Source organism: Filifactor sp., from assembly GCF_057248345.1.
Genome location: NZ_DBHIIC010000007.1, coordinates 18,171 through 36,708, shown reverse-complemented (window position 1 = coordinate 36,708; position 18,538 = coordinate 18,171). Strand labels below are relative to the sequence as shown.

The 18,538-nt window shown below is 34.8% G+C and carries 18 protein-coding genes; all 18 read left to right on the top strand.

Annotation, left to right across the window (positions count from 1 at the left end; all coding sequences use genetic code 11):
- Positions 1–62: 62 nt before the first annotated feature.
- The 18 genes from ACO5GE_RS02885 to ACO5GE_RS02800 all read left to right on the top strand — a co-directional run bounded on the left by ACO5GE_RS02885 (position 63) and on the right by ACO5GE_RS02800 (position 17,698).
- Positions 63–1,115: an ABC transporter substrate-binding protein gene (locus ACO5GE_RS02885; RefSeq protein ID WP_484829445.1), complete on the top strand. Its 1,053-nt coding sequence runs from the start codon at positions 63–65 to the stop codon at positions 1,113–1,115.
- 239 nt (positions 1,116–1,354) lie between these two features.
- Positions 1,355–1,837, top strand: coding sequence for a nuclease-related domain-containing protein (locus ACO5GE_RS02880; RefSeq protein WP_484829423.1), 483 nt, complete (start codon positions 1,355–1,357; stop codon positions 1,835–1,837).
- Positions 1,838–1,857: 20 nt separating this feature from the next.
- Positions 1,858–2,409, top strand: coding sequence for an HRDC domain-containing protein (locus ACO5GE_RS02875; protein WP_484829422.1), 552 nt, complete (start codon positions 1,858–1,860; stop codon positions 2,407–2,409).
- 612 nt (positions 2,410–3,021) lie between these two features.
- Positions 3,022–3,921, top strand: coding sequence for a quinolinate synthase NadA (nadA, locus tag ACO5GE_RS02870; protein ID WP_484829421.1), 900 nt, complete (start codon positions 3,022–3,024; stop codon positions 3,919–3,921).
- Positions 3,922–3,931: 10 nt separating this feature from the next.
- Complete coding sequence (nadC, locus tag ACO5GE_RS02865) at positions 3,932–4,786, top strand: carboxylating nicotinate-nucleotide diphosphorylase (protein WP_484829420.1); 855 nt, start codon at positions 3,932–3,934, stop codon at positions 4,784–4,786.
- A gap of 236 nt (positions 4,787–5,022) precedes the next feature.
- The gene (locus ACO5GE_RS02860) at positions 5,023–5,826 is read left to right on the top strand and encodes an aspartate dehydrogenase domain-containing protein (protein WP_484829419.1); all 804 of its coding nucleotides are present in this window, start codon (positions 5,023–5,025) and stop codon (positions 5,824–5,826) included.
- Between the two features lie 583 nt (positions 5,827–6,409).
- Positions 6,410–7,657, top strand: coding sequence for a DNA recombination protein RmuC (locus ACO5GE_RS02855; protein ID WP_484829418.1), 1,248 nt, complete (start codon positions 6,410–6,412; stop codon positions 7,655–7,657).
- The gene (locus tag ACO5GE_RS02850; protein ID WP_484829417.1) at positions 7,647–9,086 is read left to right on the top strand and encodes a hypothetical protein; all 1,440 of its coding nucleotides are present in this window, start codon (positions 7,647–7,649) and stop codon (positions 9,084–9,086) included. The genes ACO5GE_RS02855 and ACO5GE_RS02850 overlap by 11 nt, the downstream gene beginning before the upstream one ends.
- A gap of 39 nt (positions 9,087–9,125) precedes the next feature.
- Entirely contained in the window at positions 9,126–9,398 is a 273-nt protein-coding gene (locus tag ACO5GE_RS02845) for a DUF1294 domain-containing protein (RefSeq protein ID WP_484829444.1), read from the top strand.
- A 109-nt stretch (positions 9,399–9,507) separates the two neighbouring features.
- Complete coding sequence (gene plsX, locus ACO5GE_RS02840; RefSeq protein WP_484829416.1) at positions 9,508–10,497, top strand: phosphate acyltransferase PlsX; 990 nt, start codon at positions 9,508–9,510, stop codon at positions 10,495–10,497.
- Positions 10,498–10,607: 110 nt separating this feature from the next.
- Positions 10,608–10,973 (top strand): Asp23/Gls24 family envelope stress response protein, encoded by a 366-nt coding sequence (locus ACO5GE_RS02835; protein ID WP_484829415.1) that lies wholly within the window; start codon positions 10,608–10,610, stop codon positions 10,971–10,973.
- Between the two features lie 22 nt (positions 10,974–10,995).
- Positions 10,996–11,424, top strand: coding sequence for a transcription antitermination factor NusB (gene nusB, locus ACO5GE_RS02830; protein WP_484829414.1), 429 nt, complete (start codon positions 10,996–10,998; stop codon positions 11,422–11,424).
- Entirely contained in the window at positions 11,396–12,142 is a 747-nt protein-coding gene (locus ACO5GE_RS02825; protein ID WP_484829413.1) for a DUF6873 family GME fold protein, read from the top strand. The genes nusB and ACO5GE_RS02825 overlap by 29 nt, the downstream gene beginning before the upstream one ends.
- An 85-nt stretch (positions 12,143–12,227) precedes the next feature.
- Positions 12,228–13,133 carry a DUF4300 family protein gene (locus ACO5GE_RS02820; protein WP_484829412.1) on the top strand — a complete coding sequence of 302 codons (906 nt, stop codon included), beginning with the start codon at positions 12,228–12,230 and terminating at the stop codon, positions 13,131–13,133.
- Positions 13,134–13,412: 279 nt separating this feature from the next.
- Complete coding sequence (locus ACO5GE_RS02815; protein WP_484829411.1) at positions 13,413–13,832, top strand: hypothetical protein; 420 nt, start codon at positions 13,413–13,415, stop codon at positions 13,830–13,832.
- A 314-nt stretch (positions 13,833–14,146) separates the two neighbouring features.
- The gene (locus ACO5GE_RS02810; protein ID WP_484829410.1) at positions 14,147–15,151 is read left to right on the top strand and encodes a TAXI family TRAP transporter solute-binding subunit; all 1,005 of its coding nucleotides are present in this window, start codon (positions 14,147–14,149) and stop codon (positions 15,149–15,151) included.
- Positions 15,152–15,153: 2 nt separating this feature from the next.
- Complete coding sequence (locus ACO5GE_RS02805) at positions 15,154–15,660, top strand: DUF1850 domain-containing protein (RefSeq protein WP_484829409.1); 507 nt, start codon at positions 15,154–15,156, stop codon at positions 15,658–15,660.
- Positions 15,661–15,730: 70 nt separating this feature from the next.
- Complete coding sequence (locus ACO5GE_RS02800) at positions 15,731–17,698, top strand: TRAP transporter permease (RefSeq protein ID WP_484829408.1); 1,968 nt, start codon at positions 15,731–15,733, stop codon at positions 17,696–17,698.
- The last annotated feature ends 840 nt before the right edge of the window (positions 17,699–18,538 follow it).

The following is an 18,538-nucleotide window of genomic DNA, read 5'->3' as shown; positions in this document are numbered from 1 at the left end:
CAAGAAGATTGTGTTATGAATGAAATTGATAAAAATTTGAAAGGGGTAAAACGATGAAAAAAATGAAGAAGTTTTTTGCAATGGCATTATCTTGTGTGATGCTGGTATCATTGACAGCTTGTGGTGGAGGACAGTCTGGTGATGGAAAAGAAAGTGTAACATTAAATGTGTACAATTGGGGAGATTACATCGATCCTGAAATTTTAGACGAATTTACTTCAGAGACCGGAATCAAAGTAAACTATGAAGAATACGCAACCAATGAAGAAATGTTGGCAAAAATTCAATCAGGAACAGATGCATACGATATTATTTTCCCATCTGAATATATGGTAGCTTATATGAGAGAACATAATTTGTTGCAAGAGTTGAATTATAAAAATATTCCAAACGAATCTCATTTGGATGACAGATTTAAAAATCTAAGCTATGATCCGAACGGCAAGTATTCCGTTCCTTATCTATGGGGAAGTTTGGGAATTCTATATAACAAGACAAAAGTAACAGATCCTGTAGATAGTTGGAATATCTTATGGAATGAAAAATACAAAGACGATATTGTAATGTTGGATTCTTCCAGAGATACTATTGCAGTAGCATTGTTGAAATTAGGATATTCTATCAACACTAAAAATGAAGAAGAGTTACAAAAAGCAAAAGAAGAGCTGATTAAACAAAAACCGTTGGTTCGTTCTTATGAAGTAGATAACTATAAGAACTCAATGGCTTCAGGAGAATTGGCTATGGTTGTAACATGGGCAGGAGATGCGATGAGCTTAATGGCAGAAAATGAAGATTTGGAATATGCACTTCCAAAAGAAGGAACAAACTTATGGTTTGATGCAATTGCTATCCCTGTAACTTCAAAACACAAAGCAGAAGCGGAACAATTCATTAACTTTATGTTAAAACCGGAAATTGCCGCGAAGAACTCCGCATACATCAAGTATTCCACAACCAATAAAGATGCTTTGGATCTATTGCCGGAAGAAGAAGTTAGCAATCCGAACATGTATCCTACACAACCGTTGAGTGAGTTAGGAGAAGTGTTTGTAGACTTAGGACCATTCACAGAAAAATATGACACGATTTGGACAGAAATCAAATCTTACTAATCGCGTAGAAGAAAGAATAAGATGTTGATAAAAGATAAATCTATTGCAAAAAATAAGATAAAACACCTTTATTCGTGAGAACTAATGATGAAAATGAAGAAACAAGGTTTGGTGATGTCAGTTTTGTTGATATTGCTAAGCCTTGTTTTTTGATATTTGTAGGGATGGTATAATAGAATTTGTAGAATAAGCTATGCTATCATTTTGGAAGAATCATGACTGAGAGGATGATGTTTGGTATGGGAGTATTCAATAGATTAAACGAGCCGGTTTTTTTGAAAGAGAGTAGTAATACAGAGGAGCAGATAGAAAGACTCAAAAATTTGCAACCCTATCTCAATCAATATGGGAAAACTTTGATAAAGCAAGATATAAAAGATTTGGAATATGGAATGTTTGGGGAGAAACAGATAGCATTTGAATTAAAAAACAGTCATATACCAATGTACATACTGCATGATGTCTATTTAGAGGATGGAGAATTAAGTGCTCAGATTGATTATCTTGTATTTACAAAAAAAATATGTTTTGTGATAGAATGCAAGAATCTATTCGGTAAAATTGAAATAAACAACAACGGCGACTTTATACGAACATTAGAATTTGACGGTAAACAGAGAAAGGAAGGTATTTATTCTCCTATTACACAAAATCAGAGACATTTAGAATTGATGAAAAAAATAAAAATTGACAGCAAAAAAATCAACTCATTAAGTTTATAGCACAAAAAGCTTTTGACAGTATGTATCAATCTGTAGTAGTGCTTGCGAATCCTAAAACTGTTTTGAATGTAAAGTTTGCAAAAAAAGAAGTAAAAGAACAAGTCATTCGAGTAGATCAATTAGTGAATTATATTAAAAAAGTATACAAACAGTCGTCACAATCAGCTTTTTCTGATGAAGAGTTATTAAAGTGGGCAACTTCTTATCTGGATCTTCATCAGGATGTGGTAAAGAATTATACAGGAAAGTATGAAAAATACAGAATTGACACAATGACAGAATATTCACCTAAAACGGATGCTATCAAGAATGAAGATGATAGAATTTATGAGGGAGATACGGTACCTCCTATAGAAGAAACTATGCTGTTCAAAGAGTTGAAAGACTATCGTTTAAGAAAGAGCAGAGAAGAAAACATCAAACCGTATTATATTTATAATAATTTGCAACTAAAAGACTTAATTGTTAAAATGCCAAAAACGATTGAAGAATTGCAATTAGTAGATGGTTTTGGAGAATGGAAGGCAAAAAAATATGGTTGTGATATCTTAGAAATATTGAATAAGTATTGATAACTGGTAATACTAATTTTTATAAGATTTGCACAGAGCCTTTAGTGTTAATTATTAAAAAAGCGAAGAAAAAGAGAATAAATGAATAATTTGATAAAATAAAAAAGTGATAGAGGTAAATATCTATCATTTTTTATTGAGTATAATTATTGAAAAAACAGTCTGATTTATACAAATTGTAAAGATTGCTCGATATAGTTTCTTTTGTCGGAAAAAACTTGGTGAGTATTTTTATGAATGTAATGAAAATTTTATCAAGGAAATAAAGTTAGTCACTTTGTTGATTGTATAGCAATTTATTCATACGATGATAAAGCTCATACACAGAAGTCAAAGTTACAAGATGAAGTATGTTGTAAGAGTTAAAGATGTTATTTTTTGAAATAAGAGATGAAGGTGTTAGTAAGTAAGATTACAGGAGTTTTTCTGATATCAGTACCAGCTACAACACATATTTTTATAGAACATCACAATAGTTTGCTTATTTCGCATAACTTTATTGACAAGACAGTTGTCTTGATAATATTGATTTTTTATGTTATGATAAATCGGCAATAAGAAATAATACAATGTATATTGTCACTTAAGAAAGAAGAGAGGTAAAAAGGAACCATGAATCCAGAGGAATTAATGGAGTTAAAACGTGAGAAAGATGCAGTGATTTTCGCTCACTATTATGTCGACAAAGAAGTGCAAGCGATTGCAGATTATGTCGGGGACAGTTTTTTCTTGGCAAAAAAAGCAACAACAGTGAAGGAAAAGAATATTATTATGGCAGGGGTTTATTTTATGGGAGAGACCATGAAGATTCTGAATCCGGATAAACATGTCTATCTGCCTGATATGAATGCGGATTGTCCGATGGCACATATGATTACAGTAGAAGAAATTCAAGAGATGCGTCAAAAATATGATGATCTTGCGGTGGTTTGTTATGTCAATTCTACAGCGGAAATCAAAGCTCATTCAGACTACTGTTGTACTTCTGCTAATGTAAAAAAAGTTCTTGGTGCAGTCAAGGAAAAGAATATTTTCTTCGTGCCTGATGGTAATTTGGGTGCTAATATCAAGCATCTTTTTCCTGAAAAAAATATTATTTGTCATTCAGGACATTGTCCTGTTCATCATGCAGTGACTTCGGAGGATGTGAGACGACTTCGAGAAGAATATCCGAATGCACCTGTTTTTGCTCATCCGGAGTGTCGTCCCGAAGTGATAGAAAGTGTTGATGTACAAGGCAGCACAAGCGGTATTATAGAGGCGGTTGGAAAAACAGACGCCAAAGAATGTATCATTCTCACAGAGGAAGGGATTTTGTGGGAGTTGGAGAATCGTTTCCCTGAAAAGAAATTTTATATTCATGAAATTGTTTGTGACGGAATGAAACAAGTGTATTTGAAAGATATTGTATCTATCCTGAAAGGACAGAAAGAAGAAATTTTTGTACCGGAAGATGTGAGTGTACGAGCAAAGCGAGCATTGGATAATATGTTGAATGCATGTGAAAATTAGGAGTGATGATATGAAAAAACCGTTACTGAATTTTTTGATGATAGATGATTTATTGCGTGCAGCAATTCGAGAAGATGTAAATGGTGAGGATGTGTCCACTCAAGCGGTTTCTGAGAGAGAAACAACATGTCAGGTAGACTTGATTTGTAAGGAAGACGGTGTTTTGGCAGGGATTCCTGTGTTTATGCGTGTGTTTGAACTGTTGGATTCGAAAGTCAGTTTTGATTTTTCTGTAGAAGATGGCGCTTCTGTAAAAAAAGGACAAATATTAGGCAGTGTCATTGGTTCGGTTGAAACTCTTTTGACAGGTGAGCGTGTGGCGTTGAATTATTTGCAAAGAATGAGCGGAATTGCTACCTATACGAGAAAAATGGTGGATGCCTTGGGAGATGATAGGACGAAGATTGTAGATACAAGAAAGACAACACCGTTGATGCGTCCCTTTGAAAAATATGCGGTGCGCATTGGTGGAGGTGAAAACCATCGTTATAATTTATCGGACGGAGTGTTGCTGAAAGACAACCATATCGGCATGGCAGGTTCTGTGACAGCAGCAGTGATGCAAGCTCGTAGGTATGCACCTTTTGTTCGAAAGATAGAGGTAGAGGTCGAAACGATGGAGATGGTTCAAGAGGCGGTAGATGCAAGGGCAGATATTATTATGCTGGACAATATGACAATAGAGAAGATAAGAGAGGCGATTGTTTATATCAACGGACGAGCAATGGTTGAGCTTTCCGGTAATATCAGCATGAACAATATTCATGAATATCGCGGTTTGGGTGCAGATGTGATTTCAAGCGGAGCATTGACACATTCCGCACCGGTGTTAGATTTTTCATTAAAAGGATTGAGAAAGATTTAGGAAGTCATTTTTCAGGATGCTATGATTCATTCAGGATAAGTATCTTTTCAGGAGAGGATACAGAGTTTTTGAAGAATATCTAAATCTGTGTCAGTTTGTTGTTAAGATATATTATGAATTATTATTGTTTTGATATCATCACACGATGAAAAAATAATATGATAAAACGATTTGATACAAAAGAAAATTTGTTGAAATGAGAATACTTTCTCGTTTGCGGATAAAGGAGATTAACTATGAAATCAGTTGCTATCATCGGTTACGGTGCATTGGGGAAAATTTTGACTTCAGTTGTTATCAGCCGTTTAACAGAAGACTATACTTTGGTGGGGATTTATGACATTCTGTTGAAACAACCGAATATTGAGGTGAACAACAAGAGTGTCAGAGTATTTGAAAGCTTTGAAGAACTTTTGAATACCAAGGTGGATATTGTTGTTGAAATTGCCGGTGTGGGAGCAGTTAGGGAACTTGTGATACCGCTGTTACAATCAGGAAAACATGTGGTAATCACTTCAGTAGGTGCGTTGGCGGATGCAGAATTGCTTGCCGAAATAACAGACACAGCCAAAAGGACAGGTTGCAAGGTACATGTGACTTCCGGCGCAGTCGGTGGATTTGATATTTTATCGACAGTTTCTTTGATGGGAAATGCCGTTACAACCATTGAAAGTACAAAGGCGCCGAAGAGTCTGAATGGAGCACCTTATTTGGAAGGAAAAGAGTTGCCCTCAGATAGGCGGGTCATTGCCTTTGAAGGAAGTGCGGGAGATGCAATTGCAGGATTTCCAAAGAATACCAATGTTGCTGTAGCAACAGGTATCGCCGGTGGGGGTGTGGATACTGTAAGCGTACGTGTGGTGAGTGATCCGACAGCTCAAGGGAACACCCATCGCATCACGATAGAAAATGACAGCGCAAGGGCAGTCGTAGAGGTTACATCAAAACCTGATTTCAAAAATCCGAAATCCAGTGTTACCGCAGCTTGGAGTGTGGCAGGATTGTTGAAAAACTTGGTGAATCCGATTCAGTTATTTTAATAAAGAGAAGATAGTATAACAAGAGTCATTCCTTTTTGTAAAAATGATAGGTTGATATCGTTAACGATATAATTTGTTGTTTGTTATCATTTCAAGCTATGATTCAAGATTTTATGAAACATTCTATTCCGTTTGTGTCAAACAATTTGATACAAAAGAGAAATATTTATAAGGATGGTTTCCGGTATGGAAATGAAGTTTTGTCATGAGCAATCACTTTTAAGGGTTGAGAAATAATGCAAAGAAATATTCTAAAAGGCAGTAGAAAATGAAAGATACAAATCATTGCAGAAGAAGCAGGGAAGGAAGCTGCTTCTTTTTTTATGACTCCATTCAGTTGAGCACACGAAATGTGCGAAACAACTCATTGATGAATGGAAATAGAGGGAAAAAATAAGGAAATTTAAGACAAAACATAATACTTTGATTTTATACGGATACTTCTTATAAAAATTGTAAAAAATCAAATAAAATGTTTGCGAAACGCTTTGAGATATCATAAGATAAGGATAATGAAGAAATGCGAATATTTTTTGTGTCTATCGAAAGTAGGGTACTTTAAGGATATAGAGAGGAGAATATTGTGGAGAATATTCGAATAGGACTTGATGTTGTTGTAATTGTTCTTTTTTTGTTCTATGCAATCGTTCAATTTGTCGGCAAGAACAAAGTGAAACAGAGTCAATCTGACATGGAAGATTTGTTAAAGGAAGGGCTGTATCAGTTAGAGAGAAATCAGAATATCGTGGCAAGCAACATAGAAAAGAAAATGTATCAATCCATGACAGAAACATCTCAGTTGCAACAAAAATATCTATCTCAAATTTCGCAAAGCAATCAGGAAACGGTCTATCAAATGATGGATCGTGTGGATATGAAGTTGGAGTTGGTCAGAACTACTTTAGATCAGAAGTTACATGATGTTGAAGTCAAGAATGAAGCAAACTTGGAAAAAATTCGAATGACAGTTGATGAAAAATTACATGAAACCTTGGAACAAAAACTTGGCAAATCTTTTCAGTTAGTAAGTGAACGATTGGAACAAGTACATCGTGGATTGGGAGAAGTCAATTTATTGGCAGAGGGAGTAGGAGATTTAAAAAAAGTGCTTACGAATGTCAAGTTGCGTGGAGTGATGGGAGAAATGCAACTGGAACAAATTTTGGAACAAATTTTGTCTCCGACACAGTATCGAAAAAATATTAAATTAAATCCGAATACGAAAGATGTCGTAGAGTTTGCAATCTGTATGCCGGGTAAAACACCGTCAGAAGAAATCTACTTACCGATAGATGCAAAGTTTCCCATAGAAACCTATTTTCGTTTGTTGGATGCTTATGATAATTCTCAAAAGGAATTGATAGAAAAACAAGGCAAAGAGTTGGAAAGAGTGTTTCGCAAAAATGCAAAGGATATCTGCACGAAATATATCTATCCTCCATTTACTACAGATTTTGCTTTGATGTTTGTACCACTTGAAGGATTGTATGCAGAGCTTACCAAAAGACCTCATCTTTTGGAAGACTTACAAAAAGAGTACAAGGTTGTGGTAGCAGGACCATCTAACACTGCCGCGCTATTGAACAGTTTACAAATGGGATTTCGGACTCTTGCGATTGAGAGAAGATCATCAGAGATTTGGGAACTCCTTTCTGTTATTAAAACGGAATTTTATAAATTCGGAGCTGTTTTAGAGAAAGCGCAACATAAGTTAAACGATGCAGGAAGTGAGTTGGATCAACTGGTTGGAATAAGAAGTCGCAAATTGTTGAGAGAGTTGGATAAGATTACGGAGTTACAGATACAAAAGGGTGATGAAGATGAAAAATAATGATTTTAATAAAGATAATATCGTTTCACTAGATCAAAAAAGAAAGCAGAGACTGGAAGAAGAAGTGATTGAACAAGAGATGGATAATAGCAGTGAAGTTATGGATAAGATGATTGACTTGCTATTTGCCAATATGGACGATACGATGAAAAATGAGCTCAAAGGAATGATAGGCTCTTATGGAATGAGGTTAGGGGATGAAGAAAAGTCTCAAATTGAAAAAGTGCTTGATTCTGATGAATTACAGAAAATGATTAGTGATATGGAAATCGGAGAAGATGGTATGCCGTCTTTCAAGAAAGGAGGTATATCAAATTCCGATAAGATGAAAAGTCAGTATGATAGCTATCGTGAGTTATTTCAATGGAAAAACATCTATAAACCTTATACTCTTGACAAATTTATGTCCTATGAAGAACTGTCGGAAATGGCAAGGAAAATGATGATTTCTTGTGACAGGCCTAAGAGCAAGTCTGATTTATTACAAGAGATGACTCCTGTCTTTCCGATTTTTTTACAACAGGAATTGATGTATTATGACGCTTCCAAAATGAATTGGCTTTCAAAGTTGATGTATGCTAATGGGGTATATCATTTGTCAAAACCCTTAACAGAAATAGAAGAAATTCAGGTGGATTACTTTGAAAGACAAGGGTTGTTTTTTAGAATCAATGCCAATGGAATTAAGACCTTGGTTATGCCAAAAGAAGTGCAGGATGCAATCTCTTCTATCGATTTTACAAAAATCGAAAAGTTGTCGGGATATAACACAAAACTGATTCGTTGTGTGATGGGTATTGCAAATGTATATGGAGTATATCCTGTTCAAATGGCAAAGGATTCTTTGTTTGAACAGTTCAAGAGTGAGTCTTTCTTTGAATCAAAAGAACAGTTTTTGAAGTATTTTGAAGAATTGGTGAAACGTTATTTTGGGAATATGTTTTTGATGAAGAGCTATTACAACGGAATCAATGTATCTACTCAATTTATTTATCATGGAACTGTCGGATTTGCAGAACAATTCTACCGAATTCAACAAGAACAACAGGTTGAATACAAAGAATTGGATTTTTCAGAACTTGAAAAAAAGGGAGAATTGCAATATTATGAAGAAAGTATCCATTTGAATCGTGCATTTGAGGCGCTTAGTAGTTGTAACAAAATAGAGGAAGTAGAAATAGATTCGGTAAAGCATATGATTTATGTATTTTCAAAGTTGGAATTTCAGCCGAATACAGTGTCGGTGTACTTGGAATCTATGTATCAGATGCCGGAAGGAACAGAATATGATAAACTGATAACATCTCTTTCTAAAATAAGTGAAATGACCGAAAAATGGATGTTGAAAGGAAATGCAATGAAAGAAGATACTGACAAAAAATCAGATCCTTCTAAAATCATCAATGTAGATTTTTGGAAAAAACATTAAGTAAAATATAGCTAGAACAGGAGCATAAAATTGGAAAATATGAATCTCATGTTTGAGTATCTCTTAGGCATGAATCTAATCTCGTTTGTATTGTGTGGGATTGATAAATGGAGTGCGAAAATGCACAAGTGGCGCATTTCTGAGAACAATTTGTTACTTTCCTGCATCATGGGTGGAAGTATTGGTTTCATACTTGGAATGAAGGTGTTTTCTCATAAGACAAGACATTTGAAATTTACCTTAGGGGTGCCTTTCATTTTATTGATACAGTTAATCGTCGGATATTTTCTTTACTGGAAACAGTTTAGATAGTGTTATCAGAAAACAAAAGAGCAGGATTTTGTAGTGTAAAAGTAGATGAAATAATAGATATGTCGTTCTCTATTGGATGTGGATAATCAGAAAGAAAGAGGGTTAAAACATGATACGAATTGGAATTGATGCGATGGGCGGAGACAATGCCCCAAAAGAAATTGTAAAAGGAGCAGTCCTTGCTTCCCAATTAAACAAAGAACTTTGTCTTACATTGGTTGGCGATGAGGGAGAAATAAATCGAATCTTGGAGGAAGAAAAGGCGGACAGAAGCCACATTGATGTAGTGCATACTACCGAAGTAATTGAGGGAGAGGACCAACCTGTGAAAGCCATTCGCAGAAAGAAAGATTCCTCTTTGGTAGTTATGATGAATCTTTTGAAAGAAGGAAAATTGGATGGTGTTGTTACCGCGGGAAATACGGGAGCAGTACTTGCCGGAGGAATTTTTATTGTAGGTAGAATTGAAGGTGTATCCCGTCCTGCGATTACTGCAATTTATCCCTCTCTTAATCCTACGGTCATTTTGGACATTGGTGCAAATGTAGATATTTCACCGGAACATTTGGTTGAGTTTGCAAAGATGGGAAGTATTTTTGCAAAAATCGCATTCAAAAAAGAAGATGTCAAAGTTGGGTTAATCAATATCGGAACAGAGGAAACAAAGGGAAGCGAATTGTTAAAAAAAGCACATCCTCTTCTCAAAGAAACACCGGAAATTTCTTTCTATGGGAATGTAGAAGCAAGAGATATTCCAAAGGGTATTGTAGATGTTGTAGTATGTGACGGATTTACCGGAAATATTATTTTGAAACTGACAGAAGGATTAGCTGAGACGATATTTGCTATGATGAAAGAAGTTGTTTATTCCAGCACTAAGGCGAAAATGGGTGCACTGTTGATGAAAGACAGCTTGAAAGGAATGAAGGACAGGTTGAATTATGAAGAAGTAGGAGGAGCTGTTTTGCTTGGAGTGGATGGTATAGTTGTGAAAGCACATGGTTCTTCCAATGCAAAAGCATTTTCCAATGCTATCCTAAGAGCAGCCGAGTATCATCAATCCGGATTGATTGCTCACATTAAAGAGACCATATCGTAAGAGGAGAATGGAGGATATCTCAATTCGATATAGGCATTTAAACAAATTTTTGTTATAATATATTGTGTTATCTAATGTTCCATAAAATAAGAGGACAGGAGGAAAAAATAATGAGCGTAGAAGAAGTAGTATCAATGGGTGGAGTGAAAATTTCAGATGATGTGATTGCAACAATTGCATCACTTGCAGCGAGCGAAATAGAAGGCGTTTCTAAAATGTCAGGCTCTATGGCGGCAAATTTGACAGAAATCTTAGGAAAGAAGAATTTTTCAAAAGGGGTAAAAGTTCAATTAGAAGAAGATACTGTAGAAATTGATGTTTACTTGAGTGTTGTGTATGGTAGCATTATTCAAGAAGTTGCAGAAAAAGTACAAGAAAATGTTAAGAAAGCCATTGAATCCATGACAGAGTTCAAAGTGATGACGGTGAATGTTCATGTTCAAGGTGTAACAGAACCGGAAGAAGAAAAAAAATAAAAGAAACAGAAAGGTATTTGCAATGAGCAGAAAAACAGAAAGAGAAAAAGCGTTCAAATTATTATATGAGATGAGCATCAAAAAAGAAGAAGAGATAGAGTTCTTGCAACCTTATTTGATGAGAGAAGGTGTGCTTGAGGGGTATGTGAAGGATGTTTTGACATTATACTTTTCCCATAGAGAAGATATCATGGAAAACATTCAGAAATCTTCAAAAAGATGGGATGTCTCCAGAATGATAAAGCTTGATTTGACTGTTCTGAAATTAGCAGTTACAGAGATGTTGTATTATAATGATATTCCTGTAGCTGTTGCGATTAACGAAGCAGTTTCTCTTTCAAAAAAATATTCCGGAGAAGATTCTTACAAATTCATTAATGGAATTTTGAAGCAAATTACAATAGATCAAAAGGAAGAACAAGTTGAGTTACCTAACAAGAGCAATGCATAGAGATTATTTTGTAGATGAACGATTTTTTTCAGATTCAAAAGCTGTTGCATTTCTATCAGTTAAGGGGATTCGTTTGCATCCGATATCACTAGACTCAAGATTATATGAGGGAATTTCAGGACATTCTGATATTATCGGATGTCCTGTTTTTTTTACCACAGTTATCGAACGAGAAGCCTATAAGCGACATTATTTTGAGTTAAGAGAATTCGACGTTGTTTTAGGAGAGAGTTGCTTGGAAAGAGAATACCCTTATGATGTTTGGTATAATGTTGCGTTATTTGGACAAACAGCGATTCATAGCAAATATATTGACTCAGTCATAAGAGAACAATTTACAAAATTTAAAATAGAATCAATTGTAGTGAAACAAGGATATGCCAAATGCAGTATCGTTGTAGTAGATGAAAAAAGTATTATTACATCGGACATCGGTATTTATCGTGCATGTAAAGACAAATTAAATGTATGTTTGGTATCGGTATGGAAAGATATCTTTTTGTGGGGAATGGAATATGGTTTGCTGGGAGGAACATCCCTTACACGAGGAAAAGAAATTTATTTTACCGGGGACATCAGCAAACATCCGGATTATCGGAAGATGAAAAATTTTGCAGAACAAAGAGGAGTCAGTCTGTTGTCGATGACTGAAGGCAAATTAGTAGATGTAGGAGGTTTTTTGCCTTTATACCTCAGAACGAATGAAGATTCCCTTTAAGGTAGATAAAACAAACTATAGAATAAGTCACAGAATTTGAAAGGAGGTTGAAGGAAGAAGATAAGAGTTCTTTCTTCAAGCAGTTATGAAAAAGAAAACAGGATTATTGATAGCAGGTGTATTGATTGTATGTGGTATAGCAATCTCATATCAACATTGCATGAAACAAAGCGAGGTACCTCCGTTGGAGGAGGTAACCTATACCAATTTGGCAGAACCGGAAACACAAATTATCGCTCAAAAAGTACTTGCTCAAGCCGGAGTATCCGAGAGTAGACGACAAAGATTTTTGAATGAAGTGAATTTTTTTCAACAGAGTGTAGACAGAAAATTTTTGACCAATGGGTTTGAAACAGGAAAACCGACAGAAACAAAATATGATCCTTACGAAATGCAGGAACAGTGGGATAGAAAAAATAAAGACTTTCAAGGATACAATTGTAGAATTACAGCATGCTCTTTGATGGGCGATTTTATTGAAGCAAATCCCGTAAAAGACTTAGATACAGATGAGATTATATTTGATTTGAATGTATTACAAAAAGACGGTCGTGTTTTGGAAGAAAAAGATTATAATACATTTCAAGCTGTATTTGCAGGAGTTGTCAATGCGGAAAAAACAAAAGATGTGCCAACTCATGTGAATGAGATACAACAAGCATGGAAGGATAGAGGCGTAAAATTTATATCCGATCCGAATAAAATCAGTATGATTTCCGTTGTGTTTCATACTCAATTAACGGAAGATGACAGCAGACTGTTTGTCGGCCATGTCGGAGTTTTGGTTCCAAAGGAAGATGGAGGACTTTACTTTATTGAAAAAGTTGCATTTCAAGAACCTTATCGTATGAATGTGTTTCAAAACAGGACAGAGTTAAGTGATTACTTGATGGAAAAATATGATGTAGAAGTAGGACAACCGACTTCCATTCCGTTTATTATGGAAAATGATAAGTTGATGGAAGGGTATCGCCCAAATCCGAACAAGTAAAGAGGTGTAGGAACAAAACTTGTTCTTAAAGAGTGAAGAACATACGGAAATATGTGCAGAGAGTATTTTTTATTTTAGGTATTGGAACAAATGTGTTTCGTATTCATATGATGTACCTTGATTGTATTTATGTAAAAACGATAAATTTTACTATTTTCAGTCATGTACCATCATATTTGTTGTGATTAGAAATATGGTAACAGACTAAACTTTGATAGTGAATTAGTTGGGATATGTAACCTTTTTCATCGTAATTAGTGAATTGAAAGGGGATGTGTGATGGTGTTGAAAAAATTATTAAGTAAATCTTTTCTTTCAACCATTTTATTAGTATTGATATTGCTGTTAAGTATCTTTAAAAATTATGTTTGGTTACCTTTCCGCACAGGAACAGGAGAAGTGGTTATTCAAGAATACAATTTTCTATCAACTACAACATTGGGATATGGAGTATATTTTCCGTTAATTGTTTTTATAGTAACAATGGGATTATTGTTTCTTTCCATATCAAAGTTTTTTATACCTCCAACAAAAAGAAAGTCTGATTGTTTTATGATATTGACAGTCATAGATATTGTTTCCGTTATTTTTCCTGTTCTTTTAGGTATGCAGATATTTAATATAGGTCTTTCATGTATCCTTGCACTGCTGATTTGTAATCTGATTTTAGGTTTTTGTCACAAAAATGAAAAGGTGTAGTACGTTAAGTTGTTCATGACATAAAAATTGTTTTGAGTATCGGAATTGATATTTGAGACAATTTTTTGTTTTATATAACTATATTATTATTGAATAATATCAATTATCATATAATAATATAGTTTTTTTATTGAATGTATGATGGATACACGACTTCTTCAGGAAAACGTCTTATTTAATATGTTCAGGATTTTTTTTGTTGCGAAAAACATTCGAATCTATTGAAAACGTCAAGGGGTTATGTTATGATGACAATAAATATATATCCATATATATTTATTATTATGAGATACATAAAAAAGGAGGAAAAAGACATGAAACATTTTGTAAGAAAAGGTCTATGTTTTTTAACAGTGGGAGCAATGTTGTTCACAATGACAGCGTGTGGTGGAAGTACAACATCTGATGGTGGAACAAAACCGGCAGCAGAAGGTTACACAAATGATGGTAACTATGTATTTGCATCAGGTGGAACATCCGGAACTTATTATCCTCTAGCTGGAGCGATTGCAACTTTAGTAAATGAAAAGGTTGCTGTAAACGCAACAGTACAATCTACAGGAGCATCTAAAGAAAATGTAATGTTAATTTCTCAAGATGAGGCAGATTTTGCGATTATTCAAAATGACGTTTTGGATTATGCATACAACGGAACAGGTTTATTCCAAGAAACCGGAAAAGTTGAAGGACTTGCAACAGTAGCATCTATTTATCCTGAAGTGATTCAAGTAGTTGTAGCTGCAGATAGTGGAATCAATACGATTACGGACTTAAAAGGAAAACGTGTTTCTATCGGTGATGCAGGTTCAGGGGTTGAACAAAATGCACTTCAAGTATTGGATGCATACGGACTAACAGTAGATGATATTTCTGTAAATCGTTTATCTTTCAAAGAAAGCGGTAGCGCTTTTAAAGATGGACAAATTGATGCATTCTTTGTAACAGCAGGTATTCCAAACACAGCAGTAACAGAACTTGCAGTAACAAGAGCATTGAAATTGATAGACGTGACAGGCGATGAAGCAGCTAAATTGAAAGAAAAATATCCTTTCTACACAGATGTTGTGATTCCAAAAGACGTTTATAAAACAGAAAATGATATTAACACATTGGGCGTAAGAGCTTTGATTGTATGTAGAGATGATTTAACAGAAGAAGAAGTTTATAAATTTACACAAGCTATCTATGAAAACTTAGTTCCTCTTGGAGAATCTTATGCAAAAGCAAAAGAATTTAAATTGGAAGATGCGGTATTGGGAGTAACTGTTCCATTACATCCGGGAGCACAAAAATATTTTGATGAAAAGGGAGTAAAATAAGTATGAAAGGTTGTTCAGTAAGGAGAAGAGGAATTCTTCTCCTTCTGTTCACTATAGCCCTTATTTTGTTTGTTCCAAGCAAGTTAAGCTTGGTTGTTCAGGATAAAAGTGGAAGGGATGTTTCCATTCTTCCTGTGGAAAATGCTTCTTATTTTGAAGTAAGTTTTCGTCATTCTGTCAATAAGGGAATGATTATGGAACGGTACGAAATGGATTTGGAACAGAAAACATTTTACCTGAAAACGGGATGGTTTCAAAGTTATGGTGCAGGCATGATGGATTCGGTTGTAGAAGGAGTGCAAATGACGGAAGAAGGAGATTTTTTGAGACTTGATTTTCCTAAAAAAGAACTACATCAAGTGTCTTATGCGGCAGCCGGAATTGCAAACCATAAATTGAGTATCAGTGAGAATGAAATTTTTTTATTTAAAAAAAATCCTTATAAGACAAGTATTATATCTTTGCAAAGAACCAGTTTGTTTCAAAGATTATGTACTTCTTTCTATTAGGGAATGATTTGAGAAGAATTTTTTGAATATCATGAAATATAAAAATATAAAGTTAGAAAGGAAGTGAGGTTTGTTGGAAAATAAGCAAGATGAAACTAAAAATCTGACTGAACAGAAAATTTCCGACGAAATCAGTCAAGAGGAACTGATGATGCTATTGGATAAAGAATCTGCATACCGTAGGTTAACAGGTTTTTGGGACAAGTTTATTGTGGGAATTTTAATTTGTTTTACGAGTTTTCAAATTTATACTGCAGTGACAGGAACATTCCCTGCGCAATTACAGCGTATGATACATTTGGGGTTTGTTATTTGTTTATCCTATTTATTGTATCCCGCTACTAAAAAAGGAAAAAGAGATAAGATATTTATTTTGGACTATATTTTCGCAGGAGCTTTCTTTGGTATTGTAATGTACTATTTAGTTAATTACAATGCTTTGATCAACCGTTCCGGAGCATACAATACAACAGACATTATTGTGGGGGCAATTGGAATTGTTTTGGTAATGGAAGCTTGTCGTAGAGTAGTAGGACTTCCAATTGTTGTTATCGCAACGGTATTTATTATCTATGCATTTTTCGGCAAGTCCATGCCGGGATTTTTGCACCATAGGGGATATGCATTACCACGTATTGCAAGTCACTTGTTCTATACGACAGAAGGAATTATCGGTTTGCCGCTTGGAACTTGTGCAACTTATATTTTCTTATTTATTTTGTTTGGAGCATTCTTGGAGAAGACTGGAATCGGAGCATTCTTTATTGATTTGGCAAATGCGATTGCTGGACATGCAGCTGGCGGACCGGCAAAAGTAGCAGTATTGACATCGGCACTACAAGGAACTATTTCCGGTTCTTCGGTTTCAAATACCGTATCGACGGGGTCATTTACCATTCCACTGATGAAATCATTGGGATACAGAGCGGAATTTGCTGCAGCTGTAGAAGCGGCTGCATCTACAGGAGGACAAATCATGCCGCCGATTATGGGAGCAGCAGCCTTCTTGATTGCAGATGCAGTTGGAGAACCTTATATTGTAATTGCAAAAGCGGCAATTATTCCTGCGATTCTTTATTTCACGGGAATTTGGATGATGATTGATTTTGAAGCGAAAAAAATCGGTTTAGTCGGAATTCCAAAAGAAGAGTTGCCGAAAATAAAGCCGATATTAAAAGAACGTGGACACTTAATCATTCCTTTGATTGTTATTATAGTATTGTTGGGAATGGACTATTCTCCAATCTATGCTGCAAGTAGAGGAATTGTTGCTTGTATGATTGTACCGTATTTAAGAAAAAGTACTCGTGTTCCAATTTCAGCATTGGGAGAGGCATTCGTGAATGGTGCAAGAAATATTATCGGTGTTGCTTGTGCTTGTGCCGTTGCCAGTATCATTGTAGGAATTGTTACTCTGACCGGTTTGGGATTAAAACTTGGTGGAGGACTTCTTACTGCCGCTGGTGGAAATATGTATTTGACATTGTTCTTCACAATGGTTACTTCCTTAATTTTGGGTATGGGGGTACCCACAACAGCGAATTATTTGATTACATCTACGATTGCAGCACCTGTTGTTATGCAATTGGGAGTACCTATTTTATCTGCTCATTTATTTGCATTTTACTTTGGAATCTTGGCAGATATTACCCCACCGGTTGCTTTGGCAGCTTATGCGGGTTCTGCGATTGCAAAAGGAAATCCGTTTGACACAGGAGTGCAGGCTACCAAACTGGCTATTGCAGCATTCCTGATTCCGTATATCTTTGTGATGAATCCGGCACTGATTTTGGTAGATACCACTGCAATAGAAGTAGTGCGTATTATTGCAACTTCCTTGATAGGAATGTATGGAATCGCCGGAGGAGTGTCCGGATGGGTACAAACAAAGACAAATCCGATTATTCGTATTCTGTTTGTTACGGGTGGTTTGATGTTAATCAATCCTTCCATCAAAACAGACATCATCGGAAGTGTATTGATTTTTTCTTTAATTCTATTCCAAAAATCATTGGCGAAAAAACGTGCAGCAGTTTAGATTGACAGAAGAATATCTTATATTGAATGAGTATAAAAAATCTACCGATTTTATAATCGGTAGATTTTTTTGTTCCTACAGTTCTCTTTTTACTATAAAAAAAGTTGGATTGTCTGTTTGAAATGAAATTTTCGTTACGATATCGGTTGAATATTTAAAAAATACGGATAAATTATCTGTTTTATCAGTCACATATTAGTTTTTGTTTCTACATAACTTTCGAAAAAAGTATTTTGATAGAGTAGTTTTTTTAGAGTTTAACAGAAAAAATCTAAGTTTTATGTTTAATAAGTCAGAGGTGGATAAAAATATTTTTTTGAAATTGGAATAAAAAGAGATGGTTAACAGTCATTTGGAAAGCGAAAAAAATCCAACAGAAAGAATCAATCATGAAATAAAATGATTAAAAGTATTGATATAATCAGATTTCAATTCAATTACAAATTTAAAATAAAGAATACTTTTATGTGAGTTCAACAGAAATAATCTAAGTTCTATGTTTAAAAAGTCAGAGGTGGATAAAAATATTTTTTTGAAATTGGAATAAAAAGAGATAGTTAACAGTCATTTGGAAAGCGAAAAAAATCCGACAGAAAGAATCATTCAAGAAATAAAATGATTAAAAGTATTGATATAATCACATTTCAATTCAATTACATTTTTAAAATAATGTGTTTATAGAGAATGTTTTTATGGTATATAACATCACGTCTGTATGTGAAAGGAGTGACATTTAAGCAAAATTCTAATATAGTTTCTGCAAACATACAAAAAATGGAGTCTGTCTTATGGAACATGAACTTTACCGTTTTTTGAAAAAAACGAGTAAAAAAGTTTTGA

Bases quoted from the DNA above. Each gene is read 5' to 3' on its own strand.
- ACO5GE_RS02885 (WP_484829445.1), top strand. From the start codon at position 63: ATGAAGAAGTTTTTTGCAATGGCATTATCTTGTGTGATGCTGGTATCA.
- ACO5GE_RS02880 (WP_484829423.1), top strand. From the start codon at position 1,355: ATGGGAGTATTCAATAGATTAAACGAGCCGGTTTTTTTGAAAGAGAGT.
- ACO5GE_RS02875 (WP_484829422.1), top strand. From the start codon at position 1,858: ATGTATCAATCTGTAGTAGTGCTTGCGAATCCTAAAACTGTTTTGAAT.
- nadA (WP_484829421.1), top strand. From the start codon at position 3,022: ATGAATCCAGAGGAATTAATGGAGTTAAAACGTGAGAAAGATGCAGTG.
- nadC (WP_484829420.1), top strand. From the start codon at position 3,932: ATGAAAAAACCGTTACTGAATTTTTTGATGATAGATGATTTATTGCGT.
- ACO5GE_RS02860 (WP_484829419.1), top strand. From the start codon at position 5,023: ATGAAATCAGTTGCTATCATCGGTTACGGTGCATTGGGGAAAATTTTG.
- ACO5GE_RS02850 (WP_484829417.1), top strand. From the start codon at position 7,647: ATGAAAAATAATGATTTTAATAAAGATAATATCGTTTCACTAGATCAA.
- ACO5GE_RS02845 (WP_484829444.1), top strand. From the start codon at position 9,126: ATGAATCTCATGTTTGAGTATCTCTTAGGCATGAATCTAATCTCGTTT.
- plsX (WP_484829416.1), top strand. From the start codon at position 9,508: ATGATACGAATTGGAATTGATGCGATGGGCGGAGACAATGCCCCAAAA.
- ACO5GE_RS02835 (WP_484829415.1), top strand. From the start codon at position 10,608: ATGAGCGTAGAAGAAGTAGTATCAATGGGTGGAGTGAAAATTTCAGAT.
- nusB (WP_484829414.1), top strand. From the start codon at position 10,996: ATGAGCAGAAAAACAGAAAGAGAAAAAGCGTTCAAATTATTATATGAG.
- ACO5GE_RS02820 (WP_484829412.1), top strand. From the start codon at position 12,228: ATGAAAAAGAAAACAGGATTATTGATAGCAGGTGTATTGATTGTATGT.
- ACO5GE_RS02815 (WP_484829411.1), top strand. From the start codon at position 13,413: ATGGTGTTGAAAAAATTATTAAGTAAATCTTTTCTTTCAACCATTTTA.
- ACO5GE_RS02810 (WP_484829410.1), top strand. From the start codon at position 14,147: ATGAAACATTTTGTAAGAAAAGGTCTATGTTTTTTAACAGTGGGAGCA.
- ACO5GE_RS02805 (WP_484829409.1), top strand. From the start codon at position 15,154: ATGAAAGGTTGTTCAGTAAGGAGAAGAGGAATTCTTCTCCTTCTGTTC.